General features: G+C 69.8%; 26 protein-coding genes. 17 read left to right on the top strand and 9 right to left on the bottom strand.

Annotated elements, in window-relative coordinates:
* Positions 1–19: 19 nt before the first annotated feature.
* The gene (locus KHA85_RS02585) at positions 20–1,663 is read right to left on the bottom strand and encodes an acyl-CoA synthetase (RefSeq protein ID WP_213184698.1); all 1,644 of its coding nucleotides are present in this window, start codon (positions 1,661–1,663) and stop codon (positions 20–22) included.
* A gap of 165 nt (positions 1,664–1,828) precedes the next feature.
* Here KHA85_RS02585 and KHA85_RS02580 point away from each other — a divergent pair, with 165 nt between their 5' ends.
* The gene (locus KHA85_RS02580) at positions 1,829–2,668 is read left to right on the top strand and encodes a DUF1707 SHOCT-like domain-containing protein (RefSeq protein ID WP_213184697.1); all 840 of its coding nucleotides are present in this window, start codon (positions 1,829–1,831) and stop codon (positions 2,666–2,668) included.
* An 81-nt stretch (positions 2,669–2,749) separates the two neighbouring features.
* On the opposite strand, the gene KHA85_RS02575 is transcribed toward KHA85_RS02580, so the two are convergent.
* Positions 2,750–3,784 carry an LLM class F420-dependent oxidoreductase gene (locus tag KHA85_RS02575; protein WP_213184696.1) on the bottom strand — a complete coding sequence of 345 codons (1,035 nt, stop codon included), beginning with the start codon at positions 3,782–3,784 and terminating at the stop codon, positions 2,750–2,752.
* A gap of 90 nt (positions 3,785–3,874) precedes the next feature.
* Between KHA85_RS02575 and KHA85_RS02570 the strand changes: the two genes are divergently transcribed.
* From KHA85_RS02570 to KHA85_RS02550, 5 genes are read left to right on the top strand one after another with little or no spacing between them, the layout of a single operon-like run.
* Positions 3,875–4,921 (top strand): Zn-ribbon domain-containing OB-fold protein, encoded by a 1,047-nt coding sequence (locus KHA85_RS02570; protein ID WP_308936834.1) that lies wholly within the window; start codon positions 3,875–3,877, stop codon positions 4,919–4,921.
* 12 nt (positions 4,922–4,933) lie between these two features.
* Positions 4,934–5,998: a thiolase family protein gene (locus KHA85_RS02565; RefSeq protein ID WP_213184695.1), complete on the top strand. Its 1,065-nt coding sequence runs from the start codon at positions 4,934–4,936 to the stop codon at positions 5,996–5,998.
* Positions 5,995–7,191 carry a thiolase family protein gene (locus KHA85_RS02560; RefSeq protein ID WP_213184694.1) on the top strand — a complete coding sequence of 399 codons (1,197 nt, stop codon included), beginning with the start codon at positions 5,995–5,997 and terminating at the stop codon, positions 7,189–7,191. Before KHA85_RS02565 ends, KHA85_RS02560 begins: the two co-directional genes overlap by 4 nt.
* Positions 7,191–7,709, top strand: a complete 519-nt coding sequence (locus tag KHA85_RS02555; protein ID WP_213184693.1) for a nuclear transport factor 2 family protein — start codon at positions 7,191–7,193, stop codon at positions 7,707–7,709. The genes KHA85_RS02560 and KHA85_RS02555 overlap by 1 nt, the downstream gene beginning before the upstream one ends.
* Position 7,710: 1 nt before the next feature.
* Complete coding sequence (locus KHA85_RS02550; protein WP_106385648.1) at positions 7,711–8,616, top strand: TIGR03619 family F420-dependent LLM class oxidoreductase; 906 nt, start codon at positions 7,711–7,713, stop codon at positions 8,614–8,616.
* Positions 8,617–8,865: 249 nt separating this feature from the next.
* Here KHA85_RS02550 and KHA85_RS02545 read toward each other — a convergent pair whose 3' ends face one another.
* On the bottom strand, positions 8,866–10,110 hold the full coding sequence (locus KHA85_RS02545; RefSeq protein ID WP_106385647.1) for a cytochrome P450: 1,245 nt from the start codon (positions 10,108–10,110) through the stop codon (positions 8,866–8,868).
* Positions 10,111–10,276: 166 nt separating this feature from the next.
* Here KHA85_RS02545 and KHA85_RS02540 point away from each other — a divergent pair, with 166 nt between their 5' ends.
* From KHA85_RS02540 to KHA85_RS02525, 4 genes are all read left to right on the top strand, one after another.
* Positions 10,277–11,443: a steroid 3-ketoacyl-CoA thiolase gene (locus tag KHA85_RS02540; protein ID WP_213184692.1), complete on the top strand. Its 1,167-nt coding sequence runs from the start codon at positions 10,277–10,279 to the stop codon at positions 11,441–11,443.
* A 1-nt stretch (position 11,444) separates the two neighbouring features.
* Positions 11,445–12,029: a GNAT family N-acetyltransferase gene (locus KHA85_RS02535; RefSeq protein WP_213184691.1), complete on the top strand. Its 585-nt coding sequence runs from the start codon at positions 11,445–11,447 to the stop codon at positions 12,027–12,029.
* 80 nt (positions 12,030–12,109) lie between these two features.
* Positions 12,110–12,529, top strand: a complete 420-nt coding sequence (locus KHA85_RS02530) for a nitroreductase family deazaflavin-dependent oxidoreductase (RefSeq protein ID WP_213184723.1) — start codon at positions 12,110–12,112, stop codon at positions 12,527–12,529.
* Between the two features lie 906 nt (positions 12,530–13,435).
* Positions 13,436–14,347 (top strand): hypothetical protein, encoded by a 912-nt coding sequence (locus tag KHA85_RS02525; RefSeq protein WP_213184690.1) that lies wholly within the window; start codon positions 13,436–13,438, stop codon positions 14,345–14,347.
* A gap of 110 nt (positions 14,348–14,457) precedes the next feature.
* Here KHA85_RS02525 and KHA85_RS02520 read toward each other — a convergent pair whose 3' ends face one another.
* On the bottom strand, positions 14,458–15,375 hold the full coding sequence (locus tag KHA85_RS02520; protein WP_213184689.1) for an SDR family oxidoreductase: 918 nt from the start codon (positions 15,373–15,375) through the stop codon (positions 14,458–14,460).
* 25 nt (positions 15,376–15,400) lie between these two features.
* Complete coding sequence (locus KHA85_RS02515) at positions 15,401–16,174, bottom strand: SDR family oxidoreductase (protein ID WP_213184688.1); 774 nt, start codon at positions 16,172–16,174, stop codon at positions 15,401–15,403.
* A gap of 76 nt (positions 16,175–16,250) precedes the next feature.
* Between KHA85_RS02515 and KHA85_RS02510 the strand changes: the two genes are divergently transcribed.
* The 5 genes from KHA85_RS02510 (at position 16,251) to KHA85_RS02490 (ending at position 20,619) form a co-directional block, all read left to right on the top strand.
* Positions 16,251–17,045, top strand: coding sequence for an enoyl-CoA hydratase family protein (locus tag KHA85_RS02510; RefSeq protein ID WP_213184687.1), 795 nt, complete (start codon positions 16,251–16,253; stop codon positions 17,043–17,045).
* Between the two features lie 68 nt (positions 17,046–17,113).
* Entirely contained in the window at positions 17,114–17,971 is an 858-nt protein-coding gene (locus tag KHA85_RS02505; RefSeq protein WP_236885071.1) for a CoA transferase subunit A, read from the top strand.
* Positions 17,971–18,756, top strand: coding sequence for a CoA-transferase subunit beta (locus tag KHA85_RS02500; protein WP_154828927.1), 786 nt, complete (start codon positions 17,971–17,973; stop codon positions 18,754–18,756). Before KHA85_RS02505 ends, KHA85_RS02500 begins: the two co-directional genes overlap by 1 nt.
* Positions 18,753–19,835 (top strand): NAD(P)H-dependent flavin oxidoreductase, encoded by a 1,083-nt coding sequence (locus tag KHA85_RS02495; RefSeq protein WP_213184685.1) that lies wholly within the window; start codon positions 18,753–18,755, stop codon positions 19,833–19,835. The genes KHA85_RS02500 and KHA85_RS02495 overlap by 4 nt, the downstream gene beginning before the upstream one ends.
* Positions 19,836–19,989: 154 nt before the next feature.
* Positions 19,990–20,619, top strand: coding sequence for a hypothetical protein (locus KHA85_RS02490; protein WP_213184684.1), 630 nt, complete (start codon positions 19,990–19,992; stop codon positions 20,617–20,619).
* A 92-nt stretch (positions 20,620–20,711) separates the two neighbouring features.
* Here the strand turns inward: KHA85_RS02490 and KHA85_RS02485 are convergent, their stop codons facing one another.
* Positions 20,712–21,881 carry an acetyl-CoA C-acetyltransferase gene (locus KHA85_RS02485; protein ID WP_213184683.1) on the bottom strand — a complete coding sequence of 390 codons (1,170 nt, stop codon included), beginning with the start codon at positions 21,879–21,881 and terminating at the stop codon, positions 20,712–20,714.
* A gap of 27 nt (positions 21,882–21,908) precedes the next feature.
* Positions 21,909–22,490: a TetR/AcrR family transcriptional regulator gene (locus KHA85_RS02480; RefSeq protein WP_213184682.1), complete on the bottom strand. Its 582-nt coding sequence runs from the start codon at positions 22,488–22,490 to the stop codon at positions 21,909–21,911.
* 116 nt (positions 22,491–22,606) lie between these two features.
* On the opposite strand from KHA85_RS02480, the gene KHA85_RS02475 reads away from it, so the two are divergent.
* On the top strand, positions 22,607–23,401 hold the full coding sequence (locus KHA85_RS02475; RefSeq protein WP_213184681.1) for a hypothetical protein: 795 nt from the start codon (positions 22,607–22,609) through the stop codon (positions 23,399–23,401).
* Positions 23,402–23,413: 12 nt separating this feature from the next.
* Here the strand turns inward: KHA85_RS02475 and KHA85_RS02470 are convergent, their stop codons facing one another.
* Positions 23,414–24,220 carry an SDR family oxidoreductase gene (locus tag KHA85_RS02470; RefSeq protein WP_213184680.1) on the bottom strand — a complete coding sequence of 269 codons (807 nt, stop codon included), beginning with the start codon at positions 24,218–24,220 and terminating at the stop codon, positions 23,414–23,416.
* Positions 24,217–25,464: an acyl-CoA dehydrogenase family protein gene (locus KHA85_RS02465; protein ID WP_213184679.1), complete on the bottom strand. Its 1,248-nt coding sequence runs from the start codon at positions 25,462–25,464 to the stop codon at positions 24,217–24,219. The genes KHA85_RS02470 and KHA85_RS02465 overlap by 4 nt, the downstream gene beginning before the upstream one ends.
* Positions 25,465–25,542: 78 nt before the next feature.
* Here KHA85_RS02465 and KHA85_RS02460 point away from each other — a divergent pair, with 78 nt between their 5' ends.
* Positions 25,543–26,397 carry a mycofactocin-coupled SDR family oxidoreductase gene (locus KHA85_RS02460; protein ID WP_213184678.1) on the top strand — a complete coding sequence of 285 codons (855 nt, stop codon included), beginning with the start codon at positions 25,543–25,545 and terminating at the stop codon, positions 26,395–26,397.
* Positions 26,398–26,408 lie beyond the last annotated feature (11 nt).

Genomic DNA, 26,408 nt, shown 5'->3' with positions numbered 1-26,408 from the left:
CCACCGCCCGCGCGAGTCCCTACTTCGCGTCCGCCCAGTAGGGGTCCTTGAGCGTGCGCTTCATGAGCTTGCCGTTGGCCTGGCGCGGCAGCTCCTCCACCACGTCGATGGACCGTGGCATCTTGTACTTGGCCAGCCGCGCGGCCAGGTCCTCCAGGATCTGCGCCTTGAGCTCCTCGGATTCGGTGTAGCCGTCGGCCAGCTCGATCACGGCCTTGACCTCCTCTCCCCAGTCGGGGTGCGGGATGCCGAACACGGCCACGTCGCGCACGGCGTCGTGCCGGGTCATCTCCGACTCGATCTCGGCGGGGTAGATGTTCACGCCGCCGGAGATGATCATGTCGTTCTTGCGGTCGCACAGGAACAGGTAGCCGTCGGAGTCGACGTACCCGATGTCGCCCATGGTGAACAGCTCGCCGACGTAGGTCTTGGCAGTCTTCTCGGCGTCCTGGTGGTACTCGAACCTCGAGCCGTGCATCTGCAGGTACACGTTGCCGGTCTCGCCGGTGGGCACCTCGTTCCCGTCGTCGTCGAGAATTTTCAAGGTGGTGGTCTTCCACGGCCGCCCGACGCTGCCGGGCTTGCGCAGCCACTCCTCGCCGGTGATGGTGCAGCCGCCGCCCTCGGTGCCGGCGTAGTACTCGGTGAGCACCGGGCCCCACCAGTCGAGCATGGCCTGCTTGACGTGCTTGGGGCACGGGGCGGCACCGTGGACGATCGTACGCAGGCTGGACACGTCGTACTTCGCGCGGACCTCCTCGGGCAGCTCGAGCAGGCGGGAGAACTGGGTGGGGACCATGTGCGACTGGGTCACCCCGTGCGCGTCGATCAGCCGCAGCATCTCCTCGGGCGTCCACTTGTCCATCAGCACTACGGTCTGACCGAGGTTGAGCGAGATGGTGACGAAGTTGAGCACGGCCGTGTGGTACAGCGGCGAGCCACAGATGTGGACGTTGTCCGGCGCGTGGATGTTGAAGCCGGCGAAGAAGTAGTAGTTGGGCACCGTTACCTGGTCCGGGCTCGCGCCGGTCAGCGGCCGGCGCACGCCTTTGGGCCGGCCGGTGGTTCCACTTGTGTAGAGCATCGGGTCGCCGAGGGTGCGATCCGAAGGAAGGGACGACGACGAGGCCTCCCCCGCGCCACCGCCACCCGCGGCCGGGGCGGTCAGCTCGGCGAGCGGGCGGAATCCGGGGACGTCGCCGATCGCGTAGCAGCGGGCCATGTCGAGCCCCGCCTCGGCCGCGGCGACTCCTGCGACGTCGGCGAACCGCTGGTCCGCGATGAACACCGTCGAACCGGAGTTGTCGATGATGTACGCGACCTCGGGGCCGGTGAGGTGCCAGTTGGCGGGCGCCACGTAGAGACCGATCTCCAGCGCGGCGTAGTAGACCTCGAGGAACTCGATCGAGTTGGGCGCCAGCAGCACGATGCAGTCACCGGTCTTCAGGCCCAGGTCCTGCAGGCCGCGCGCGTAGCCGTGGGCGGCCTCGGCGAGCTGGCCGAAGGTCACCTGGCGACCGGGCAGGTCAGCGGAGCCGCCCTCGATCACCGCGACCCGGTCGGGCTCGGCCTCCGCGATCGAATAGACGCTGGTCACGTGCTCACCGGTCCGCGGGTCCAGGATTCCGGCGTCGGCGGGGACGGTAGGCGTGGGTGCACTCATGAGCCCCACGATAGAACGTGTTCTACTCTACTGGCGGTCTTTCTCCCCGACGAATCGGTTTGCGCGCGGCTCGCTTGACACGGTGACCTTCGGCCCCGGCGGCCAGGAACGTGAGGTCGAGGCTCCCAGATGATCTGACCCGGCCCGGCGGTTACGCTCTCGCTCATGGCGAAGCACCGTACCCGCGCATCCGACGCCCAGCGCACCGCCGTCCAGCAGGCCCTCGACGAGGCCTTCGCGGCGGGCCGGCTCGACCACTTCGAACACTTCGAGCGCATCCGGACCGCCACCAAGGCCACGTACATCGACGAGCTACGCCCGCTCGTGGCCGACCTGCGCGGCGGTGACGACGACCTGGGATTAGACGGCGATGACGACGACAACGCCGCCACCGGCTCCGCGTACGCCGGTCGGGATGCCCGTCGTCGTGAAGACCTAAGTCACGCGAAGCGGGGATGGACCATCGGGATCGCGGTCGCGGTGGTGGTGCTCGCGATCGCCGGTGGGGCGATTGCGGCCAACGTCTCCGACACTGCCTCGAATCCCGCGTCCACGGAGCACGCTTCGGTCCCCGGCCCGCTCCACACCGCAGAGGGGATCGAGCGCGTGATCAGCTCGGCGAAGAGCGAGTTCGCCGGCCTGGACCTCGACACCTTCAGCATCCACGGCACCAGCGCCGGCGCCATGTACGAGGACCCGGCCGAGCCCGGGAAGCGCCTGAGCTACCAGTTCCGTGGAGGCGAGTGGACGCAGTCGGGTTTCCATTCCCGGACCGAATCGACGACCTTCCGAATCGCCGATATCGACTCGGCCGTGATCGATCAGACCATCGCGGCGGCCCCGGAAGAACTCGACATGTCCGGCGCGAGGTTGAGCCATGTGAGCGTGTTCGCGGACCCGCTCGGCGAACCGGAGTACGCGGTTTCCCTGATCCACGGGGACGGCATGGGCACCGCCACCTTCGGTCCCGACGGCCAGTTCCGTAAGGCCGACAAGCCGGACTGAGGGCACAGCGGCTCCGGGCGCGCACGCCAGTCAGGCCCGGAGGCGGGGCCGGGCGAGCGGGCGCGACGGGCGCCGCTGCGCTCAGTCGATCAGCCGCGCGATCTGCTCGATTTCCTCAACCGTCCGCGCGGTCACCACGAGCATCGTGATGCCGGCGGCCTCCCACTCGGCGATCTGCTCGCGCACCTGCGCCTCGTCTCCGATGATCGCCGTGGCCTCCACCATCTCGTCCGGCACGGCGGCCGCGGCCTCATCCTTGCGGCCCGCGCGGAACAGTTCGGTGATGCGGTCCACGTCCTCGGCGAACCCCATCCTGCGGAACGCCTCGGCGTGGAAGTTCTTCTCCTCGGCCCCCATGCCGCCGGCGTACAGCGCGGTGAACGGCTTGTAGGCGTCGATCACGCCGCGTCGGTCATCGGTGATGTGGAGCTGGCACAGGAACGCCACCTCGAAGTCCTCGCGGGTGCGCCGCGCGCCGGGACGGGCGAAGCCCTCATCGAGCCAGGAGTTGAACTCGGACGCCGTGCGCGGCGAGGCGAGGAAGCCCAGCCAGCCATCGGCGATCTCGGCGGCCAGGGCCACGTTCTTGGGCCCCTCGGCGCCCAGCCAGATGGGCACGTCCTCACGCAGCGGATGCAGGATCGACTTGAGCGGCTTACCGAAGCCGGAGGCGTCCGCCCCCTGGTAGGGCAGCGCGTAGGCGGGGCCGTCGGAGGTCACGGGCTCCTCGCGGCGCAGGACCTTGCGGATGATGTCGATGTACTCGCGGGTCCGGGCGAGCGGCTTGGCGAACGCCTGCCCGTACCAGCCCTCCACCACCTGCGGCCCCGAGACACCCAGCCCCAGGCAGAAGCGCCCGCCGGACAGGTGGTCGATCGTCATGGTGGTCATCGCGGTGGCCGTGGGCGTACGGGCGGAGAGCTGCACGACGGCGGTCGACAACCGGATGTTCTCGGTGAGTGAGCCGTACCAGGCCAGCGGGGTGAACGCGTCGGAACCCCAGGCTTCTGCGGTGAAGACGGTGTCGAACCCCGCCCTGTCCGCGGCCACCACGAGGTCGGCGTGATTGGTGGGCGGCTGCGCGCCCCAGTATCCGAGCTGCAAGGCGAACTTCATGGATACAGTGTGACCCACGCCTCCGGATTCGCGTGACGCACTCCACGGAAAGCCGCCCAGGCTCCGGTGTAACGTGTTCTACTTACGGCCGTGACGTTCAGAAAGATCGTTGTCGATATCACCTCGCCGGACAAGCCCGTGCTGTCCGCCTCGCTCACGCCGTCCTTCGACTACACCAGGTCGACCGGCCCCGTGCTGGGAGCGTTCTTCACCGGCCTCCGCGACCGCCGCATCGTGGGCACCCGCGACTCCCGGGGCACCGTGCACGTCCCGCCGGTCGAGTTCGACCCGCATACGCGGGCGCCGCTCACCCAGACAGCGGAGGTCGGCTCGGGCGACGGGGTCGGCGGCGTCGTCGTCGCCTGGACCTGGGTTCCCGACCCCACCGACGTCAACCCGCTCGACACCCCGTTCGCCTGGGCGCTCGTGCGGTTCGACGGCGCGGACACCGCCATGCTCCTGGCCCTGGCCGCTGACGGCCCCGAGGCCGTCAGCACCGGGATGCGCGTGCGCGTTCGGTGGTCGGCCGAGCGACGTGGCGACGTCCACGACATCGCGTGCGTGGTCCCCGAGGGGTACGACGACGACAACATCGCCGCCACCGACGCCCCGCCCACTGACGGCGAGCCCGCTGCCGTCGAACCCGGTGCCGCCGAGCCCGTCTCGGGGGTCGTCACGCCCATCGGCCTAGCGGTCACCCACACGGCCGCGCCCGCGGAGAGCGAGTTCCTGCGCGCCATCGTGCAGGGCCGGGTGCTGGGGCGCCGCCGCTCCAACGGCCCCGAGGTCTACGTCCCGCCGCGCGATTACTGCCCGTCCGACGGGGTGGCCATGGGCGAGTACATCGAGGTCGCCGACACCGGGACCGTCACCACGTTCGGCATCGTCAACGTGCCGTTCGCGGGGCAGCAGATCACGCCCCCCTACGTCACCGCCTACATCCTGCTCGACGGCTCGGACGTGCCCATCCAGCATCTCGTGCTGGGCTGTGAGGCGTCCGAGGTCCGGATGGGCATGCGCGTGCGCGCGGTGTGGGCGCCCGAGGCCGACCGGCCCGCGTCGATGAAGGCGATCACGCACTTCGAGCCGACCGGCGATCCCGACGCCGACCCCGCCACCTACGCCAAGCACCTGTAGAGGACACCACCCGTGACCCCCAACGCACCCCGGGACGTGGCCGTCGTCGGATTCGCCCACGCCCGCCACACCGAATCCACCTTCGGCACCACCAACGGTGTCGAGATGCTCGCCCCGGTCTTCGCCGAGTGCTACCGGCAGACCGGCCTGGACCGCACCGACATCGACTTCTGGTGCTCCGGCTCGTCGGACTACCTCGCCGGCCGCGCCTTCTCCTTCATCTCCGCGGTCGACTCGATCGGCGCGGTCCCGCCGATCTCCGAATCGCACGTGGAGATGGACGCCGCCTGGGCGTTCTTCGAGGCCTACCTCAAGATCGCCACCGGCCAGGCCGACACCGCGCTGGTGTACGGCTTCGGCAAGGCCTCGGCCAGCACCGACCTCGACACCGCGCTGGCGCTGCAGCTCGACCCGTACACCGTCGCGCCGCTGTGGCCGGGCCGCCACCACCTCGCGGGCCTACAGGCCCGCGCCGGCATCGACTCCGGCCGCTGGTCGGAGTCCGACATGGCCGCCGTCGCCGCCCGCGCGACCGGCCGCGAGGTCGCCGACCTGCTCGCCGAGCCGTACGTCGCCGACCCGCTGCGCCGCCACGACTGCCCGCCGGTGACCGACGGCGCCGGCGCGATCATCCTCGCCTCCGGCGACCGGGCCCGCGAGCTGTGCGACACCCCGGCCTACATCTCGGGGATCGAGCACATCGCCGACTCCGCCGAGTTCGGGGCGCGCGATCTCACGGACTCGCCCTCAGCCCGTGCTGCCGCGGTCCGGGCGAGCGGCTCGTCGTCGTCGGATCGTCCCGACCTCGGCGGCGTCGGCGTCGCCGAGCTGCACACCCAGTACACGCACCAGGAACTGCTCCTCCGCGCGGCGCTGGACCTGCCCAGCGACGTCGTGGTGACCCCGTCGGGCGGCTCGCTGGTCGCCGACCCGCTGTTCTCGGCGGGGCTCGAGCGCATCGGCTACGCCGCCGAGGCCATCTGGTCCGGAGCCACCGAGCGCGCCCTGGCCCACGCGACCAGCGGCCATCTGCTGCAGCAGAACCTCATCTGCCTCCTGGAAGGACGCACCGCATGAGCGCCCACAGCTCCGGCTCCCACAGCTCCGGCCTGCCCGCCGCCGTGCTCGGCACCGGTCAGACCCACCACGTCTCCCGCCGCACCGACGTCTCCATGGCCGGCCTCTGCCGCGAGGCCATCGACGCCGCCATGGCCGACGCCGGGGTGGGCTGGGACGACATCGACGCGGTGATCGTGGGCAAGGCCCCCGACCTGTTCGAGGGCGTCATGATGCCCGAGTTGATGATGGCCGACGCCCTGGGCGCCGTGGGCAAGCCGCTCCTGCGCGTGCACACCGCCGGCTCCGTCGGCGGATCCACCGCGATCGTGGCCGCCTCCCACGTCCAGTCGGGGCGGTATCGCCGCGTGCTGGCCGTGGCGTGGGAAAAGCAGTCCGAGTCCAACGCCATGTGGGCCCTGTCGCTACCCGTGCCGTTCACCGCACCGGTCGGCGCCGGCGCCGGCGGTTACTTCGCCCCGCACGTGCGCTCCTATATCCGGGGCACCGGCGCCCCAGAGCACGTGGGCGCCATGGTCGCGGTGAAGGACCGGCTCAACGGCTCCATCAACCCGTACGCGCACCTCAAGCAGCCCGACATCACCGTCGACACGGTGCTCGAGGGCCAGATGCTGTGGGACCCGATCCGCTTCGACGAGACCTGCCCGTCCTCCGACGGCGCGTGCGCGATCGTTATCGGTGACGCCGAGGCCGCCGAGGCCGTGGAGTCCGACGGCCGCCAGGTCGCCTGGATCCACGCCACCGCCCTGCGCACCGAGCCGGGCACCTTCGCCGGACGCGACTACGCCAACCCGCAGGCCAGCCGCGATGCCGCGGCCGCACTGTGGGCCGAGGCCGGGATCACCAACCCAGCCGAGGAGATCGACGCCGCCGAGATCTACGTCCCGTTCTCGTGGTTCGAGCCCATGTGGCTGGAGAGTCTCGGGTTCGCGGAACCGGGCGAGGGCTGGCGCATGACCGAATCCGGCGCCACTGCGCGCGACGGCTCGCTGCCAGTCAACCCGTCCGGCGGCGTCCTGTGCTCCAACCCGATCGGCGCCTCGGGCATGCTGCGGTTCGCCGAAGCGGCCCGCCAGGTGATGAATCGCGCCGACGAGCACCAGATCCCCGATGCCCGAAGGGCCCTCGGGCACGCCTACGGCGGGGGTTCACAGTACTTCTCGATGTGGGTCGTGGGAACGGAGCGTAGGTGATGAACAACCCCTACCTGGACGAGACCGGCCAGTACCGGCCGCTCGAGTTGAGCGAGGCCGCCCTGGCGAGTCCGGCCTACGCCGCCGCCCGCCGATCGTGGGCCGCGACCAACGCCGGTGACCGTGACGCCTGGATCGCCGGATGGTCGCCCGAGGGTTGCATCGAGGACCCCGTCGGTCCGTCGATGTTCGACGCCGAGGGCATCGGCCACCGCGGTACCGAGCGGCTGTTGGAGTTCTGGGAGAAGGCCGTTGCCACTCCGGACCACATCGAGTTCCGCTTCGACCGCGGGATCGCCGCCGGCGACGAACTACTGTGCATCGGCACCATGCGCACGCATATGGGCGAGAACATCATGGAGATCGACATCGGCGTGGACTACCGCGTTGACTCCGACGGCCGCCTGGTCTCCCTCCGCGCCTTCTGGGAGCAGGACGTCGCGCTGACCTCTGGCCTGCGGCCGCTGACCGACGACGACAGGGCGGCCATCGCCGGCGCTCTCCGGAAGGACACCTGACATGGCACGCGTTGTGGACGTCGAGTTCTCCGTCCCCGTCTCCTTCTCCCCCGTCGACCAGTACATCTCGATCGCCCGCGGCGCCGAGGCCGCCGGTTTCGACCGGATCGTGCTGCCTGATTCTCTGTTCCATCCGCGTCGACAGGACAAGGACTACCCGTACACGCCGGACGGCTCGCGGATGTGGGACGAGAACACGCAGTGGGTCGAGCCGCTGATCGCTTCCGCCGCCATGGGCGGGGCCACCTCGACCATCCGGTTCTCTCCGCAGGTCCTCAAGGTCGGGCCCCGTAACCCGCTGCTGCTGACCCGCCAGGTCGCCTCGGTCGCACTGCTCACCGGCAACCGGCTCGACCTGGGCGTGGGGATCGGGTGGGATCCCAACGAGTTCGAGTGGTGCGGCGCCCCGTTCAAGGGCCGAGGCAAGCGCACCGACGAGTCGCTGGCCATCATGCGCGAGGCGCTGAAGGGCGAGTGGATGGAGTTCCACGGCGACCACTTCGACTTCGACGAGCTCATCTTCACCCCGGCCCCTGGCGAGCTGGTGCCGTTCTACGTGGGCGGCCACACCGAGATCGCCCTCAAGCGGGCGGCGCGGATCGGCCAGGGCTGGACCAGCGCGATGATGAAGTTCGACGAGATCGCGGCCACCGTCACGCGCCTGGGCGAGTTGCTCGAAGACAGCGGCCGCTCGCTCGCCGACCGCGGCGACGGCAAACCCTTCGCCATCCAGGTGGTCTGCCTGGACAAGTTCGGCACCCGCGGGTTCACCGAGCTGGCCGAGGCCGGGGTCACGGACATCATCGTGATGCCGTGGATGATCGAGGGCCTCGGTTATGACGCCACGGCCCAGCAGAAAATCGATGCGCTCCACCGCTTCGGCGAGAAGTACGGCCTCACCGGCTGACACCCGGCCCTGCGGTGCCGCACAGGCGGGCTCGTGCGCAGCGATGTCCTGGTACCGCCCGAGTTCGGACAGCGGGTCCCGCTCATGGACGCTTCCTTCGCCGCGTACGCTCCCACCTCCGCGGGAGCGTCTGCCCCCCGTGCGAGGGCGACCCCGGAAACACGTCAGCCCCGGTCCGGCCTGCGACAACAGGCGAGATCGGGGCTGCTCGACCACTGCAGGGTGCGCGGCCGTGGGTGCGGTGTCAGCTCAGTGCATGACCGGGCACTTGAAGTCGACCTTCCAGTCCTGGATGGCGTTGAGCCAGCCCGAGCGCAGGCGGGTCGCGTCGCCCATCGAGGTGATGTCGGGCATGTGGTCCGCGATCGCGTTGAAGATCAGCTCGATCTGCAGCTTCGCCAGGTTGGCGCCGATGCAGTAGTGCGGGCCGTTACCGCCGAACGTCAGGTGCGGGTTCGGGTCGCGCAGGATGTTGAAGCTGAACGGGTCCTCGAAGACGTCCTCGTCGAAGTTCGCCGAGCCGTACATGATCGCGGCGCGGTCGCCCTTCTTCATGGTCACGCCGCCGATCTCGACATCCTCCGTGGCGGTGCGCTGGAACGAGGAGATCGGCGAGGCCCAGCGGAGGATCTCGTCGTAGGTGGTCTCCGGGCGCTCGGCCTTGAACAGCTCCCACTGGTCCGGGTTCTCCAGGAACGCGATCATGCCGTGGGTCGTGGCGTTACGGGTGGTCTCGTTGCCGGCCACCGCGAGCAGCACCACGAACCAGCCGAACTCGTCCGCGGAGAGCTTCTCGCCGTCGACGTCGGCCTGGACCAGCTTGGTCACCAGGTCGTCCCGCGGGTCGACCTCGCGCTTGGCGGCCAACTCCATGGCGTAGCCGAGGATCTCGGCGTTGGCGGCGTTGGACTCGTCCGCCAGTTCCGGGATGTCGTAGCTGGTCATCTTGTTGGACCACTCGAAGATCTGGTGGCGGTCCTCCTGCGGGATACCGATGAGCTCGGCGATGGCCTGCAGCGGTAGCTCGGAGGCCACCTCGGTGATGAAGTCTCCCCCGCCCTTGGCCGCGGCGGTCTCCACGATGCTCCGCGCCTTCTCGGCGAGGTTCTCACGCATCTTCTCGATGTTCCGCGGGGTGAACCCCTTGGAGATGATGCGGCGGTACTTCTTGTGCTCGTCGCCGTCCTGGTTGATGAACAGGAAACGCGTCATCTCGACGATCTCGCGCTCGGTCCCGGGCGCGAAGCGCGGGATGGCGGTGTTCTCCCAGGTGGAGAAGACCTCGTTTGTGCGCCGGGAGATCTCCTTCACGTCCGCGTGCTTGGTGACGACCCAGTAGCCCTCGTCGTCGTACCCGTCCGCACCCGGCTCGTTGGCGCACCACCAGATCGGCTCGGTCTGCCGCAGGTGCATCCACTCCGGATGCGGAAGTCGCCTCTGGTAGAGCTCCGGGTCGGTGAAGTCGAACCCCTCGGGAATGGTGACTGGCTGCACTGGCACTCCTTGGCCGCGTCGGTTTGCGTCAGGTGTTCACTCCCACAACCCGGATACTGCGAACCCCTCGCCCGGGCTGTAATCTAGAACACGTTCCATACACCATACTAGAACACGTTCAGCTCCGGCCAGGCCTACCTCCGGCCGGATTCCCGGAAGGAAAACCATGGGAAATCCCGTCATCGTCGAGGCCGTGCGCACCCCGATCGGCAAGGCACGCGGCGCGCTGTCGGGCCTCCACCCCGCGCACCTGCTGGGCGCCTCCCAGAAGGAGGTCATCCGCCGCGCAGGCATCGACGCCACCCTGGTCGAGCAGGTCGTCGGCGGCTGCGTGACCCAGGCCGGCGCACAGGGCAACAACGTCACCCGCGGCGCCTGGCTCGCCTCCGGCCTGCCCTGGCAGACCGCGTGCACGACCATCGACTGCCAGTGCTCGTCCGCGCAGCAGGCCACCCACTTCATCGCCAACCTCATCCACGCGGGTGCCATGGACGTCGGCATCGCCTGCGGCGTCGAGTCGATGAGCTGGATCGCGCTCCGCGCGGCCGTCGGCAACGGCGAGAACGGCATGCCCCGCCCCGACGACTGGACGGTGGATCTGCCGGACCAGTTCACGGCCGCCGACCGGATCGCCAAGCGTCGCGGCCTGAGCCGCGCCGACCTCGAGGAGCTGGGCGTCCGGTCGCAGGCCAATGCGCAGCGCGCGTGGGACGAAGGTCGGTTCGACAGGGAGACCTTCGCGGTCGACACCCCCGAGCGCCTCAAGGACGGCACCTACACCGGCGAGACGGTGACCGTCACCCGCGATCAGGGCCTGCGGGAGACCACCGCCGAGGGGCTCGCCGGCCTCACTCCGGTCCTCGAGGGCGGCCTGCACACCGCCGGCACCTCGAGCCAGATGTCCGACGGCTCGGCAGCGGTCCTGCTCATGGATGAGGACGTCGCCAAGGCGCACGGCCTCAATCCCCGCGCGCGCATCGTCCACCAGGCACTGGTCGGCGGCGAGCCCGAGTACCACCTCGATGGCCCGGTCCAGGCCACGCAGCGCGTCCTCGACCGCTCGGGCATGTCGATCTCCGACTTCGATCTCTTCGAATGCAACGAGGCGTTCGCCTCCGTGCTCCTAAGCTGGGCGCAGGTGCACGGGCCCGACATGGACAAGGTCAACGTCAACGGAGGGGCCATCGCGATCGGCCACCCCGTCGGCAGCACCGGGTCGCGGCTCATCACCACCGCCCTACACGAGCTCGAGCGCACGGACGGCGAGCGCGCGCTCATCACGATGTGCGCGGGAGGCGCCCAGGCGTCGGCGAGCATCATTGAGAGGATCTGACATGAGCGACGTCATCCAGATGGCGACGAGCCGGCGGCGGGAGATCTTCGCCGCGGTGTCGTCGGCCGACGGCCCCGAGGACGCGGTGGGGGCGGTCGCGAGCCTGCTGTCCGTGTCCGCCGACGAGGCGCGACAGGTACTCAAGGCCCCCCTCGAGGCGTTCACCGGTTCCGCGACCGGCGCGCCCGACGGGGAGGCCGGGCGGGGTTTCGCGCTCCGCCCGTTCACCGAGTCCGAGGACCACACCGCGCTCTATCACTCTCGCTCGTCGGACTCCACGTCCGCGACCGGAGGCGCCTGGGACCGTGAGAAGACCGAGCAGGAGCTCCGGGACGGCCTGGACCGCATCGAGGCTGAATCCGCTATGTGGTTCGTCGCCGTCGACACCGAACGCGACGCCCTTGTCGGCCTCGTCTTCGGCGAGCAGATCAACGACGGCGACGTCGACGTGGCCATCTGGATCCGGCCCGAAGAGCGCAAGAAGGGCTTCGGCCTCCGGTCGCTCAAGGAGAGCCGCCGCGAACTGGCGGCGTTCTTCCCCGGCAAGCACGTGATCGTCCGCGCTCCCCTGTCCGCGAACAAGTGACCGAGCACCACTCCCGCCCCGAGACAGGGGTCGACGACCCGCGGCGTGGCGCGCCGTGGGTCGTCGGCGTCATCAAGGTGATGTCGCGGGTCAACACGTGGGCCTACCGGGTCTCCGGTGGACGGCTCGGTGGGTCGTGGCGGGTGGGGTCGGCGCTCCGCGCGCCGGTCCCCGTGTGCCTGCTCACGACCACGGGCCGCAAATCCGGCGAGCCCCGGACCGTCCCACTGCTGCACTTCCCCGACGGCGACCGGGTATTGCTCGTCGCCTCCCAGGGCGGGCTGCCCAAGCACCCTCAGTGGTACCTCAATGTTCTCGCCGACCCGGCCGTCACCGTCCAGGTGGGTCGCCGTAGCCGGGCGATGACGGCGAGAGAGGCCACATCGGCCGAGCGGGCCGAGCTCTGGCCGAGGCTCGTCGAGCGTTACGCGGACTTCGCCGACTACCAGGCCAACACGAGCCGGGTCATCCCGGTCATCATCTGCGAACCCGTCCACTGAGCGTTCAGTCCCCACCAGCAGCCGGGCCTCCCCTCGAGAGGCCCGGCCGCTTTGCCGTGGTCGTCTCCCCCCTGCCTGCCGTCGCGGACCGGGAAGTTAAGGACGCTCCCATGCTTTGTGCGCTTCCGAACCGCCTCACCGGTACCTTTAGATAACAGGAAGCACATCTTTATCGCTTCCTGGGTAAAACCTTGGCTTGCACTGAGGCTTAAGGGACTCTAACTTTTGGAATCGCGTGGGACCTGCGCGAACGTCGTCTCGCCATCTCGTCGGCGGGCAGCTCTCAGGGGAAGGCACTTTTATGAACAAGTCCACCAAGGTTGCCGCGGTCGCGGCATCCGTGGCGCTGGCCGCGGCCGGCACGAACGGCGTCGCCAACGCACAGATCATCGACTCCGCCAGCGTCACCAGCGTGCTCGGCGAGCTCCTCCAGTCCGGCTCCGCGGGGGGCGGGCTCCCCACCGACTCGGCCGGCCTTCCCACGGACTCCGCGGGCTTGAACCCACTGGCCGGATCCTCGGACCTCACCGAGGGCGCCATCCCCGGCTCGTCGGATCTGGAGCCGCTCGCCGGCTCTCAGGCTTTCACCTCCTCGGAACCCACGCTCAGCACCGACCCGCTCGGCGGGTCCTCGGACCTGCCCGCGCTCAGCACGGCGCCGCTCGCCGGGTCCGCTCAGCTGCCGGGCCTGGAGGGTTCGCTCAGCACCCTCACCCTGTCCACCGACGTCATCGGCGACGTGGGCTCGGACAACCTCGGGCCGCTGTCCACGGATCTGTTCGCCACGGGCTCGGACGGGATGCAGCCGCTGTCCACCGAGCTCATCGGTGGCTCGACGGCCAACACCCCCTGTCTGCGGACCTCATCACCACCGGTTCGACCGCTGAGACCCCGCTCGCCCTGTCGGTGGATCTCACCGGCGGCTCCACGGCCACCACGCCGCTGGTCCTGTCCGTCGACCTCATCAACACGGGCTCGGACGGAATGCAGCCGCTCTCGACCGAGCTCATCGCCACGGGCTCCGACGACATGGCGCCGCTGTCCACCGACCTGCTCGGCGGGTCGTCGGATCTCGCTCCGCTGACCGGGTCGACCGGCATGACCCCGCTGATCACCTCCGTCGGCATGGAGCCGCTGTCCACCGAGCTCAACCTGCTGGGTGGCTCCGCCGAGCTGCCGGCCCTGTCGGCCGAGTTCCCGGACGGGTCGACCGAGGGCATCGGCGGCTCCGCCGTGCTCGTCGGTAAGGGACTGCAGGGCTCGCTGACCAACGGCTCCGCCAACGAGATCACCGAACCGGTGGGCGGGTCGATCACCGACGGCGGTGCACTGTCGCCGATCATCGGCTCCATCGCCGAGGGCGGCGTCCTGCCGGCGCTCGCGGGTTCGATGTCCGACATCTCCGGCTCGATCTCGGGCAATGGCGGATCGACCGGGCAGAGCTCGGACACCATCAACGGCTCGGCCGGCGGTGGCGCCGACGTGCTCCTCGGTTCGGTCGAGGAGCTGACCACGGTCAACGGGTCGCTCACCGCGTTCACGGGATCACTGGCCAACGGCTCCACGCAGGGAACCACCTCCACCAACCTCGGTTCCACGATGGGTACCGCCGCCTCCATGGAGGCGGGCGGCAGCCTCCTGCCCGTGCTCGCGGTGACAACGGTCGCCGGCGGCGGCGCCGCCATCGCCACCGCCACCGCGACCGGGGGCGTCGCCCTCCCGCCGCTGCCGACCCTCTGCGACCTGCCGTCGGCGCAGGTAGACCAGCTGGGAGCACTCGGATCCGCGGACGCCCAGCGCTGCACTCCCGGCAGCTGAGTCGCGTCAGCCCCTCAACGAGGCCGTAGACAGAGGCCCGTAGACAGACGAGAGAGCCCCGCACCGTGACGGTGCGGGGCTCTCTCGTGCCCGGTCCCCTGCGACTGGCGTCAGCGGGCGCCGTACACCGGCACCGGCGCGGGAGACTCCGCCAGCAACCGCGGAACAACAGCGCCGAGCTCCGCGGGATCCCACTTCGCACCCTTGTCCTCGGACGCGGCACGCTGCCACCCGTCGCAGACGGTGACCTTGCCGCCCTCGACCTCGAACACCCGACCGGTCACCTGCGCCGACTCCTCGGAGCCCAGCCACACGACCAGCGGCGAGATGTTGGCGGGGTCCATTGCGTCGAAGGACCCGTCCTCGGGCGCGGCCATCTGCGAGGCCATTCCCTCCCCCGCGGAGGTGGTCATGCGGGTCCGCGCGGCCGGAGCGATGGCGTTGGCGGTGACCCCGTAGCCCTTCATCTCGGCGGCGGTCTGGATGGTCAGCAGCGCGATGCCGGCCTTGGCCGTGGCGTAGTTGCCCTGTCCTACCGATCCGAACAGTCCGGCGCCGGACGAGGTGTTGATGACCCGGGCCTGGCGCGGGCGACCGGCCTTGGACTCGGCGCGCCAGTACTCGGCGGCGTGCCGAAGCGGCGCGAAGTGGCCCTTGAGGTGGACGTTGATCACGTTGTCCCAGTCCTGCTCCCCCATGCCGACGAGCATCTTGTCGCGCAGGAAGCCGGCATTGTTCACCAGGACGTCGAGCCCTCCGAAGGTGTCGATGGCCTGCTGGACGAGCTCGCGGGCCCCCTCCCACGAGGAGATGTCGTTCCCGTTGACCACGGCGTCGCCGCCGGCGGCCTTGATCTCCGCGACAACCTGCTCGGCCGGGGACTCCCCGACGTTCGAGCCGTCCAGGCCCGCCCCGAGGTCGTTGACCACGACCTTGGCGCCCTCGGCGGCGAAGGCCAGCGCGTGCTCGCGGCCGATCCCGCGGCCGGCGCCGGTGACGATGACGACGCGTCCGTCGCAGATTCCCATGGTTGTTCTCCTTGTTCGTGGGTGGTCAGTGCTTGTTGTCGGCGGTGGACGCCGAGAGGAACGCGGGCTTCTCGCCGCCGCCGTGGACCAGCAACTCGGCCCCGGTGATGTACGCGGCCAGAGGCGAGGCCAGGAATGCCGCGGCCTGGCCGACGTCCCGCGGGTCCGCCATCCGGCCCATCGGGATCGTCGCGTCGACGGCCGCCACGCCGTCGGAGTCCCCGTAGTGCATCTCGGCCAGTTCGGTTTTGACCGGGCCCACCACCACGGAGTTGATCCGGACCGCGGGCGCCCACTCCACCGCGAGTGACTGCGTGAGCGAGTCGACGCCGGCCTTGGCCGCCCCGTACGACGCGGTGCCCGGTGATGGCCGGTGGCCCGAGACGGACGAGATGTTGATGATCGCCCCACCGGTCGGCTGCATGACCCGGTTGGCCTCTTGCGCCACGGTCAAGGCCGACAGCAGGTTGAGGGCGACGATCTTGGCGTGGAAGTTGGCGCTGGCCTCCGCCGCCAGGGCGAACGGTGCGCCCCCGGCGTTGTTCACCACCACCTCGAGCCGTCCGTGGTCGGCGACGATGCCGTCGATCATCGCGCGCACCGCCTCGGCGTCGCGGAGATCGACCGAGTGGAACTCCAGGTCGGCCACGTCGGAACCTTCATCGGCGGGCCGACGCGCGCAGGTGACGACCACCGCGCCGGCCTCCCGGAAGACCGTGCTGATGCCGGCGCCCACGCCGCGTACGCCCCCCGTGACGAGGACGACCTTCCCCGCCAGACCCAGATCGATGTTCGTCATGCGTGCTAGTCTACCAAGCAAGCGTTTGGTTAGTCACTGTGCCGTCCCCGACGGCGGTGGCGTCGGAAGGAGCTCCATGGGCATCAACGTCGACAAGGGTGCGGACGGGATAGCCACCGTCACGGTCGACTACCCCCCTGTCAACGCCATCCCGTCAGCGGGATGGTTCGAACTCGGCGAGCAGATCCTCGCCGCGGGCCGCGACCCCGACGTCCACGTCGTGATCCTCCGGGCCGAGGGCCGCGGGTTCAACGCCGGCGTGGACATCAAGGAGATGCAGGACTTCGAGGGCTTCGACCACCTGCTCGCCGCCAACCGTGGCTGCTACGTGGCCTTCAACGCCGTCTACGAGTGCGCGGTCCCCGTGATCGCCGCAGTCAACGGCTTCTGCGTCGGCGGCGGGATCGGTCTGGTCGGCAACGCGGACTGCATCGTCGCCTCCGACGACGCCGTGTTCGGCCTGCCGGAGGTGGACCGCGGAGCGCTCGGTGCCGCCACCCACCTGTCGCGCATGGTCCCCCCGCACATGCTGCGCACCCTGTACTACACCTCCCGCAACGTCACCGCGCAGCAGCTGCACTCGTGGGGGACGGTCTACGACGTCGTGCCGCGCGACCAGCTGGACGCCGCGGCACGCGACCTCGCGGAGACCATCGCGGCCAAGGACACGCGGGTCATCCGGGCGGCCAAGGAAGCCATCAACCACATCGACCCGGTCGACGTGAAGTCCTCGTATCGCATGGAGCAGGGTTTCACGTTCGAACTCAACCTCGCCGGCGTGGCCGACGAGCACCGCGACGAGTTCGTCAAGACGGGCCAGAACTTGGACAAACGAGACAAGCGATCCGAGAGGACGGGCGAGAACAAGTGAGCAGCACCCCCACCCCGCGCGACAAGCGCTCCAGCCTGGACGAGGCCGTCTCACGCCTCTCCAGCGGCATGACGATCGGCATAGGCGGCTGGGGTTCCCGACGCAAGCCGATGGCCCTGGTACGCGCGATCCTCCGCCGCGAGGACCTCACCGACCTCACCGTCATCACCTACGGCGGCCCGGACCTCGGCCTGCTGTGCTCGGCCGGCAAGGTCTCCAAGGCCTACTACGGCTTCGTCACCCTGGACTCGGCCCCGTTCTACGACCCATGGTTCGCCACGCGCCGCACCGAGGGGTCGATCATCTCCCGCGAGATGGACGAGGGCATGGTGCGCGCGGGCCTCACCGCCGCCGCGCAGCGCCTGCCGTTCCTGCCGACCCGCGCCGGCCTCGGCTCGGACGTTTTCCGGTTCTGGGGCGACGAGCTCAAGACCGTCGACTCGCCGTACCAGGTCGACGGCAAGACCGAGACCCTGGTCGCGATGCCCGCCCTGCGCATGGATGCCGCGCTGATCCACCTGGACAAGGCGGACAAGCACGGCAACGCCGCCTTCACCGGCGCCGACGGGTACTTCGACGATCTCTACGCCATGGCCGCGGACACCGTCCTGCTCGAGACCGACGAGATCGTCGATTCCGCGGACGCTCTGATGAACGAGGTCGGCCCGCAGCGCATGCTGCTCAGCCGCATGTTCGTCGACACCGTCTCCGAGGCCCCGAACGGCGCCCACTTCACGTTCGCGGGTGGCTACGGCCGCGACGAGGCGTTCCAGAAGCACTACGCCACGTCAGCGAAGGATGAGACGTCGTGGCAGGCGTTCGTCGACGAGTTCCTGTCCGGGTCCGAGGAGGACTACCAGAAGGCCGTCACCGCGTTCGCGGAGAAGGTCGCTGCCGAGAAGGCCGCCCAGAAGGGAGCCAAGTGATGTCCGACGTCACCACCGAGTCCGCCACCACTCAGTCCATCAGCAGGGCCGAGTACTGCGCTGTCGCCTGCGCGGAGATTTTCGCCGGCGCCGGTGAGATCTTCGCGTCCCCCATGACCCCGATGGCCACCATCGGCGCGCGTCTGGCCCGGCTCACCACCGAGCCGGACCTGCTCATCACCGACGGCGAGTACCGATTCCTCGGCCAGACCCCGCCGCTGGGCAAGACCATCGACTTCGAGGGGTACATCCCGTTCCCCCGCGTGTTCGACGTCCTGCAGGCCGGCACCCGCCACGTGGTGATGGGCGCCAACCAGATCGACCGCTTCGGCAACCAGAACCTCTCCGCGTTCGGTGACGACGTGCAGAAGCCCACCCGCCAGATGTTCGGCCTGCGCGGGGCGCCCGGCAACTCGATCAACCACGCCACCAGCTACTGGGTGGGCAAGCACTCCTCCCGGGTCTTCACGGCGAAGGTCGACGTCGTCTGCGGCGTCGGTTACGACCGCTACACCGAGGGTGACCCCGCCTTCCGGTACCACCACATCCACCGGGTGGTCTCCAACCTGGGCGTGTTCGACTTCGGCGGCGCCGACCGCAGCATGCGTGCGGTCAGCCTGCACCCCGGCGTCACCGCTGATGAGGTCGCGGAGAACACGGGCTTCGAGATCGAGGGCCTGGCCGACGCCGCGGTCACCCGCGCCCCCTCGGACGAGGAGCTGCGCATCATCCGCGAGGTGCTGGACCCGCGCGGGTTCCGCGACCGTGAGGTGCCAGCCGCATGAACGCGCCGACACTGTCCACGGCCTTCACCGAGCTCGTCGGTGTCGAGTACCCGATCGTCCAGACGGGCATGGGCTGGGTCTCCGGACCCGAGCTGACCGCGGCCACGGCCAACGCCGGCGGACTGGGGATCATCGCCTCGGCCACCATGACCTACGCCGAGCTCGAGGACGCCATCGTGCGGACCAAGAAGCTCACGAGCAAGCCCTTCGGCGTCAACCTCCGGGCCGACGCCGAGGACGCCGCCGAGCGGTGCGAGCTGATGATCCGCCACGGGGTGAAGGTCGCGTCGTTCGCCCTCGCGCCCAAGCCGGAGTTGATCGCCAGACTCAAGGAGAACGGCCTCGTCGTCGTCCCCTCCATCGGCGCCGCCAAGCACGCCGTCAAGGTCGCCTCCTGGGGTGCCGACGCGGTGATCGTCCAGGGCGGTGAGGGCGGTGGACATACCGGCCAGGTCGCCACCACCCTGCTCCTCCCCAGCGTCATCGACGCCCTCGGCGGCGCCGGCAACACCTCGATCCCCGTGGTCGCCGGCGGCGGTTTCTTCGACGGCCGCGGACTGGTCGCGGCACTGTCCTACGGCGCCGCCGGCGTCGCGATGGGCACCCGCTTCCTGCTCACCAGCGATTCGCAGGTGCCCGACGCGGTGAAGAGGCAGTACCTCGAGCGTGGGCTCCAGGACACCGTTGTCTCCACCCGTGTCGACGGCATGCCGCACCGCGTCCTGCGCACCGGCCTGGTCAACGCCCTCGAATCGGGCAGCCCCCTCAAGGGCATGGCCGCCGCCGTCCAGAACGCCAATAAGTTCAAGTCCATGACCGGGATGAAGTGGCAGCAGCTCGCCAAGGACGGCCTCAACATGAGGAAGGCGTCCGACCGGACGTGGCAGCAGATCGTCATGGCCGCCAACACCCCGATGCTGCTCAAGGCCGGGCTGGTCGAGGGCAACACCGACGCCGGAGTCCTGGCCTCCGGACAGGTCGTGGGCATGATCGACGACCTGCCGAGCTGTGACGAACTGATCCAACGGATCATGACCCAGGCTCACGAACGGCTGGACGCGCTCCGCGAACTCGGCTGAGACACCACCGGACGGACGCCCTCACCTGTGTTCACAACAGGTGGGGGCGTCCGTATTCGATAATCACCACCTGTGGCGAACTCTTGGCTTATCCTTAGGCAGTTCACATCACAGACGGGCTCGGCCCGTCCCATCCCCTCCGGAGGAACCCCTCATGTCCCGTACTGCTCTCCGCACCGCCGCCGCCCTCGGCGCGGCCACCGCACTGACCGTCGCCGGCGCCGGCGTCGCGGCCGCGACCACCGCCGACTCGTCTGTCGACGGCAACACGGTCTCCGTCGAGTTCGCACTCGAATCGGGCGATCTCGGCGACACCTGCGGCGCGGCGCTCGTCCCGCCCACTGCCGGGCTGGAGATCCTCGAGAACCTCGACACGACCGGCGGCCTCTCCGGTCTCCTCACCAACCTCGACGCGCTCGACGGGGTGCAGGTCCTCGAGAACGGGTCGTCACCGATCGTCAGCCTGGTGCCGGCAGTATCCCCGAGTGGCACTGTCAGCGCCTCCGAGGTCCCGTCCGGCCTCTACGGCCTGGTGACGGTGTGCCTGACGACGATGTCCGACCCGGACATCTCCGTGATCACGGTCGGCAGCCCCCTCGACGCGATCGGCGGCCTGAGCTCCGAGGGTCTCCTCGAGACCGGCTCCGCCATGCTCCAGGGCGGCGAGGCCGGTGGCGGCCTCGGCCTCGACACCCTCTCATCCGCGCTCGGCGGCGAGGCGGAGGGCGAGCTCGACCTGGCCGTCCTGTCCTCCGCGCTCGGCGAGACCGACGCCGCCAACTGACCCCCCCACCGCGCCCGGGCCGACCGGCGCCAAGAGACGGGCCTCGCACCGGCTGGTGCGGGGCCCGTCCTGTCGTTCGGGGGTCGTCGCCGTCAGGCGTCCAGGCGCTCGATGATCGTGACGTTGGCGGTGCCGCCGCCCTCACACATGGTCTGCAGGCCGTAGCGGCCGCCGGTCCGCTCGAGCTCGTTCAGCAGGGTCGCGAACAGCTTGGCCCCCGTGGCGCCGAGCGGGTGGCCCAGCGCGATGCCGCCGCCGTTGGGGTTGACGCGCGCCGGGTCCGCGCCGGTCTCCTTGATCCACGCCAGGACGACGGGGGCGAAGGCCTCGTTGATCTCCACCACGTCGATGTCGTTGATCGTCAGGCCGGTCTTGGCCAGCGCGTGCTTGGTCGCCGGGATGGGCGCGGAGAGCATCATCACCGGGTCGTCACCGCGGACGGTGAGGTGGTGGATGCGGGCGCGCGGCATCAGTCCGTACTTCTCGACGGCCTCGGCGGAGGCGAGCAGCCCTGCGGAGGCGCCGTCACAGATCTGCGAGGCGACGGCGGCGGTGAGTGAGCCGCCCTCGGCCAGCACGGGCAGCGAGGCCATCTTCTCGAGGGTGGTCTCGCGGGTGGTCTCATCGGCCTCGAGGCCGGCCATCGGCACGTACTCGCCGGCGAACCGCCCTTCGGCGATCGCGGCGCGCGCGCGGGCGTGGGACTGCAGTGCCCACTCCTCCATCTCCCGGCGGGAGATGTCCCACTTGTCGGCCATCATCTGGGCGCCGTTGAACTGCGAGATCTCCTGGGAGCCGAAGCGCTCGACCCAGCCGGTGGAACCGGTGAACGGGTCGTCGAATCCGTACTCGCGCCCGGCGAGCATGGCCGACGAGATGGGCAGGGCGCTCATGTTCTGCACCCCGCCGAACAGGATCACGTCCTGGGTGCCGGACCAGATGGCTTGTGCGCCGAAGTGGATGGCCTGCTGACTGGAGCCGCACTGTCGGTCGACGGTCGTGCCCGGGACGCCCAGGGGCATCCCGGCGGCGAGCCACGCGGAGCGGGCGATGTTGCCGGCCTGGGGGCCGATGGTGTCGACGCAGCCGAAGATGACGTCGTCGACGACCTCCGGGTCGATACCGGTGCGTTCGACGACCGCCTTGATGACGTGCGCGCCCAGGTCGGCCGGATGCTGTCCGGACAGGCTGCCGCCGCGCTTGCCGACGGGCGTGCGGACGGCGTCGATAACGTAGGCCTCGCGGCCGGTCACGCTGGTCATGTGTCTCCTCGGGAAGTGGTGGGAAGGTCAGCCGACGGCCAGTCCGTCGAGCACGATGTTGAGGTATTGGTCTGCGATGGCCGCGTGATCGTTCTCGTCGTCGGGCCGGTACCACCGCACGGCGACCCACACCGTGTCGCGCAGGAAGCGGTAGGTGAGCCGCACGTCGAGGTCACCGCGGAAATCGCCGGACTCCATCCCGCGGGTGAGCACGTCGGTCCACATCTCGCGGAACTCGGTGTTGCGCTCACGGAGGTAGTCGAATCGCGGGTTGCCGCGGAGGTGCTTGAGTTCGTCCTGGTAGATGGCGACGTCGTCGCGGTCGCGGTGGATGGCCTCGAACGAGGCGCGGACCAGCTGTTCCAGGGTCTCCCGCGGGCCGAGGCCGGCCTCCACGATCCGACGGTATTCGCCGAAGAGTGCGTCGAGGAATCCGCGGAGGATCTCGTCGACAATCGCCTCTTTGGACGAGAAGTGGTGGTAGAGGCTCCCCGAGAGGATGCCCGCGGCGTCGGCGATGTCGCGGACGGTGGTCGCACGCAGGCCGCGTTCGGCGAAGAGCCCGGCCGCGATCGACAGCAGTTCCTCACGCCTGGTCGTAGTCGTCATGCACCCACCCTACCAACCAAGCACTTGCTAGGTTGCGTGTCCGTTCCTCTGTCACCCGGCGCCCACCCCGAAGGAGATGAGCCGAGGATCGGGCGAGCGTGCCTAGACTGCCCGGCATGCGCTCCACCATCACCACTCCGTCCCGCCGTCACGGCCGTAGGGTCCTCGCGGCGTCGGCGTCGCTCGGCCTCGCCCTGGCCCTCTCCGCCTGCACGATCGGTGGGGTCGACGACGGCGAGGGCGGCTCCTCCCCCACCACCGCGGTGGCCGGGTCCGCCGAACCGGAGGAGCCCGGGGACGCGGGATCGCCCCCGCCGGCGGCAGAGGTCGAGCAGCTCGTCCTCACCGCGGAGGACGCCCCGGAGGTGGGTCTGCAGCCCGTCCCCGCGGATGAGATCGCCGGAGGGATGGATGCCCTCGGCGCGTTCACCTCCGACGTCCGGGTCGAGCCGGAACAGTGCGCCGACGTCAGCCAGGACGGGTTGGGCGCGCAGTCGGAGCCGGGCGCGATGGCGATCCAGGCCGGCCAGGTCGGCGACACCTCGATCGCCGTGGCCGTGACCCGGGCGACCGAGGGGCTGCCCGCGCGGGCCAAGCAGATCGAGGACTGCCCGGTCATGACGGTGACGTTCCCGCTGCAGGGCGAGGAGATGGTCACCGAGGCGACGAACTCGCTGCTCGACGTCGATGCGCCGGAAGGGGTCGAGGACTTCGCGGCCGTGGTCCAGGACAACTCGATGGACATGATGGGGCAGACGATCCGGACCTCGAACGTGATGATCACGGGAGTCGTCCGCGGGCTCGGCATCTCCGTCACCGCGTCCGGCACCGACGGGCCGATCTCCGACGAGGCCCGGGACACCGCCCTCGAGCTCTTCGCAGCGCAGGCGGAGAAGGTCCGGACCGCCTGATGCCGCTGCCCGTCAGGCGCGCTGCGAGGAGATGGAGACGACCTCCCCGGTGAGGTACGTGGTGTAGTCGCTGGCGAGCATGGCGATGGCCGCGGCGACCTCCCACACGTCGGCGGCCCGCCCGAAGGCCTCCTTGGCGGCGAGCTCGTCGAGCAGTTCCGCTGAGGCGGACTTCTCGAGGAACTTGTGGCGCGCGATCGACGGGGCGATGGCGTTGATCCGCACCCCGTAGTCGGCACCCTCGATGGCGGAGCAGCGGGTCAGCGCCATGACGCCGGCCTTGGCCGCGGCGTAGTGGGCCTGCGCCCGCTGCGCGCGCCAGCCCAGCACCGAGGCGTTGTTGACGATCACGCCGTTGTGCTCCGCGTCGCGGAAGTACCGCAGCGCCGCGCGCGTCGCGCGGAAGGTGCCGTTCAGGGTGATGTCGAGGACACGGTCCCAGTCCTCGTCGGTCATGTCGACGAGTTCGGTCTCGCCGCCGAGTCCGGCGTTGTTGATGAGCACGTCGATCCGGCCCAGCTTCTCCGCGGCACCGGCGATCAGCGCGTCGACGTCGGCGGTCGACTGGACGTTGCAGGTCAGCGACTCGATCTGCTGGTCCGGGAACTCGGCGGCGAGCGCGTCGCGGGCCTCGTTCATGCGGCGTTCGTGGAAGTCGGAGACCAGGACGTCGGCACCCTCGAGCGCCGCGCGTCGGGCCGCCGAGAAGCCGATCCCGGTCCCAGCCGCCGCGGTCACCACGACCTTCTTGCCCTTGAGCAGTCCGTGTCCGGGGGTCTCCTCGGGGACGACGGCGAGGGGGGATTTCTGCTCGGTCATGACGGCCTTGCCTCTCGGGGTAGTCCGAGCACGCGCTCGGAGATGATGTTGCGCTGGATCTCGTTCGATCCGCCGTAGATGGTGTCGGAGCGGGTGAACAGGAAGAGCCGCTGCCACAGCGCGAGCTCGAGATTCTCGGGGTCGCGGAGGTCGTTCGGCGCACCCTCGGAGGTGTGGGTGGGACCGGTGAGGGACTGTGCCCCCTGCACCTCCATCGCGAGCTCGCCGAGGTCGCGGTGCCAGTTGGCCCACAGCAGCTTCGCGGCGGAGGCGTTGCCGCCGGAGGAGTCGCGATCGGCGAGGGTCCGCAGCGCGTGGGCACGGATCACCTTGAGCCCGATCCACGCGCGGGTGATGCGCTCGCGCACGGCGGGCACCTCGGCGCTGCCGTTGGCGCGGGCCATCGCGACGATCTCGTCGAGTTCGCGGGCGAAGCCGACCTGCTGGCCCAGGGTGGAGACCCCCCGCTCGAACTCGAGCAGGGTCATGGCCACCTTCCAGCCGTCGCCCCGCTCCCCGACGATCATGCCGGCATCGGTGACCGCGTCGTCGAAGAAGACCTCGTTGAACTCGGAGGTCCCTGTCAGTTGCTGGATCGGGCGGATCTCCACGCCCGGCTGGTCGAGCGGGACCAGGAGGAAGCTCAGTCCCTTGTGCCGACTCGTACCCGCTTCCGTGCGGGCCACCACGAACACCCACTGACTGAGGTGCGCGAGCGAGGTCCACACCTTCTGCCCGTTGAGGTGCCACCTGCCGTCATCCCCGAGTTCGGCGGTCGTCGAGACGTTGGCCAGGTCGGACCCGGCGCCGGGCTCGGAGTACCCCTGAGCCCACAGTTCGGTGACGTCGATGATCCGCGGCAGGAAGCGGTCCTTCTGCTCCCGGGTCCCGTGGGCGATCAGGGTCGGGCCGAGGAGCGTCTCACCGAGGTGGGACACCCGCGCCGGGGCGTCCGCCTTGGCGTACTCCTCGTGGAACCGCACCTGCTGGCTCAACGACGCGCCGCGCCCGCCGTGCTCGACCGGCCAGCCGACGCAGGTCCACCCCGCCGCCGCCATGTGCCGCTCCCAGGCGAGGCGTTGCGGGAAGAACTCGTGTTCGCTACCGGGGCCGCCGACGCCCTTGATCTCGGCGAACTCGCCGACGAGGTTGGCATTCAACCAGGTGCGGAACTCCGCCGCGAACTCGTCGTCGGTCATCTCCGACGCGGGCGTGCACTTCTCGGGTGCCGAACTCTCGGTCATACGCCCACACTACCAAGCACTTGCTTGGTTTGCCGGAACCGCCCTCCGCCCACGCCGGGATCGGTTTGGATGATGCCCATGAACTCCCCCTCTCAGCCCCTGTCCGGCAAGGTCGCCTTCATCACCGGCGCCGCGCGCGCCCAGGGCCGGGCCCATGCGGTCCGCCTCGCCTCGGAGGGCGCCGACCTCGTCGTCGTCGACGTCTGCGCGCCCGTGTCCGGGTCCGCCACCTATCCCGCACCCACGCCGGACGACCTGGCCGAGACCGTCCGCCTCGTGGAAAAGACCGGCCGGCGCGCGATCTCGGCGGTCCTCGACATCCGCGACCTGGGCGCGCTGCAGGATCTCGTCGCCCGCACGATCTCCACCTTCGGACGGTTGGACATCCTGGTCGCCAACGCCGCCGTGCTCAGCTGGGGGCGACTGTGGGAGATGCCGGAGGACGACTGGGACACGGTCATCGGCGTCAACCTCAGCGGCACGTGGCGGACGATCCGTGCCGCGGTGCCGGCGATGATCGAGGCGGGAAACGGCGGGTCGATCATCATCGTGAGCTCGTCCGCGGGCCTCAAGGCGACGCCCGGGAACGGGCACTACTCGGCCTCGAAGGCCGGCCTGGTGGCGTTGACCAACGCCCTCGCACTCGAGGTGGGCGAGTTCGGCATCCGCGTCAACTCGATCCACCCCTACTCGGTGGACACGCCGATGATCGACCCCGAGGGCATGGCCGACCTCTTCGGCCGCTTCCCGTCGTTCCTCCACAGCTTCTCGCCGATGCCCCTGAAGAACGCCCGCGTGGACGGCGCGAGCACGCTCGCCGACTTCATGCCGCCCGAGGAGGTCTCCGAGGTGGTCTCCTACCTCGCCGGCGACGGTTCGCGGTCGATCTCCGGCGTCCAGCTCACGGTCGACCGGGGAGCGCTCAAGTACTGAGGCCGCCAAAC

Origin of the sequence: Dietzia massiliensis, assembly GCF_018390595.1 — a bacterium.
Classification (GTDB): Bacteria; Actinomycetota; Actinomycetes; order Mycobacteriales; family Mycobacteriaceae; genus Dietzia; species Dietzia massiliensis.
This window is presented reverse-complemented; position numbering and strand designations above follow the sequence as displayed.

What these genes read in the sequence shown, in the direction of transcription:
- KHA85_RS02510 (WP_213184687.1), top strand. Translation starts at nt 16,251, where the DNA reads ATGGGCATCAACGTCGACAAGGGTGCGGACGGGATAGCCACCGTCACG.
- KHA85_RS02495 (WP_213184685.1), top strand. Translation starts at nt 18,753, where the DNA reads ATGAACGCGCCGACACTGTCCACGGCCTTCACCGAGCTCGTCGGTGTC.
- KHA85_RS02555 (WP_213184693.1), top strand. Translation starts at nt 7,191, where the DNA reads ATGAACAACCCCTACCTGGACGAGACCGGCCAGTACCGGCCGCTCGAG.
- KHA85_RS02560 (WP_213184694.1), top strand. Translation starts at nt 5,995, where the DNA reads ATGAGCGCCCACAGCTCCGGCTCCCACAGCTCCGGCCTGCCCGCCGCC.
- KHA85_RS02485 (WP_213184683.1), bottom strand. Translation starts at nt 21,881, where the DNA reads ATGACCAGCGTGACCGGCCGCGAGGCCTACGTTATCGACGCCGTCCGC.
- KHA85_RS02535 (WP_213184691.1), top strand. Translation starts at nt 11,445, where the DNA reads ATGAGCGACGTCATCCAGATGGCGACGAGCCGGCGGCGGGAGATCTTC.
- KHA85_RS02475 (WP_213184681.1), top strand. Translation starts at nt 22,607, where the DNA reads ATGCGCTCCACCATCACCACTCCGTCCCGCCGTCACGGCCGTAGGGTC.
- KHA85_RS02530 (WP_213184723.1), top strand. Translation starts at nt 12,110, where the DNA reads ATGTCGCGGGTCAACACGTGGGCCTACCGGGTCTCCGGTGGACGGCTC.
- KHA85_RS02515 (WP_213184688.1), bottom strand. Translation starts at nt 16,174, where the DNA reads ATGACGAACATCGATCTGGGTCTGGCGGGGAAGGTCGTCCTCGTCACG.
- KHA85_RS02490 (WP_213184684.1), top strand. Translation starts at nt 19,990, where the DNA reads ATGTCCCGTACTGCTCTCCGCACCGCCGCCGCCCTCGGCGCGGCCACC.
- KHA85_RS02520 (WP_213184689.1), bottom strand. Translation starts at nt 15,375, where the DNA reads ATGGGAATCTGCGACGGACGCGTCGTCATCGTCACCGGCGCCGGCCGC.
- KHA85_RS02480 (WP_213184682.1), bottom strand. Translation starts at nt 22,490, where the DNA reads ATGACGACTACGACCAGGCGTGAGGAACTGCTGTCGATCGCGGCCGGG.
- KHA85_RS02580 (WP_213184697.1), top strand. Translation starts at nt 1,829, where the DNA reads ATGGCGAAGCACCGTACCCGCGCATCCGACGCCCAGCGCACCGCCGTC.
- KHA85_RS02465 (WP_213184679.1), bottom strand. Translation starts at nt 25,464, where the DNA reads ATGACCGAGAGTTCGGCACCCGAGAAGTGCACGCCCGCGTCGGAGATG.
- KHA85_RS02460 (WP_213184678.1), top strand. Translation starts at nt 25,543, where the DNA reads ATGAACTCCCCCTCTCAGCCCCTGTCCGGCAAGGTCGCCTTCATCACC.
- KHA85_RS02500 (WP_154828927.1), top strand. Translation starts at nt 17,971, where the DNA reads ATGTCCGACGTCACCACCGAGTCCGCCACCACTCAGTCCATCAGCAGG.
- KHA85_RS02550 (WP_106385648.1), top strand. Translation starts at nt 7,711, where the DNA reads ATGGCACGCGTTGTGGACGTCGAGTTCTCCGTCCCCGTCTCCTTCTCC.
- KHA85_RS02575 (WP_213184696.1), bottom strand. Translation starts at nt 3,784, where the DNA reads ATGAAGTTCGCCTTGCAGCTCGGATACTGGGGCGCGCAGCCGCCCACC.
- KHA85_RS02585 (WP_213184698.1), bottom strand. Translation starts at nt 1,663, where the DNA reads ATGAGTGCACCCACGCCTACCGTCCCCGCCGACGCCGGAATCCTGGAC.
- KHA85_RS02540 (WP_213184692.1), top strand. Translation starts at nt 10,277, where the DNA reads ATGGGAAATCCCGTCATCGTCGAGGCCGTGCGCACCCCGATCGGCAAG.
- KHA85_RS02470 (WP_213184680.1), bottom strand. Translation starts at nt 24,220, where the DNA reads ATGACCGAGCAGAAATCCCCCCTCGCCGTCGTCCCCGAGGAGACCCCC.
- KHA85_RS02505 (WP_236885071.1), top strand. Translation starts at nt 17,114, where the DNA reads ATGACGATCGGCATAGGCGGCTGGGGTTCCCGACGCAAGCCGATGGCC.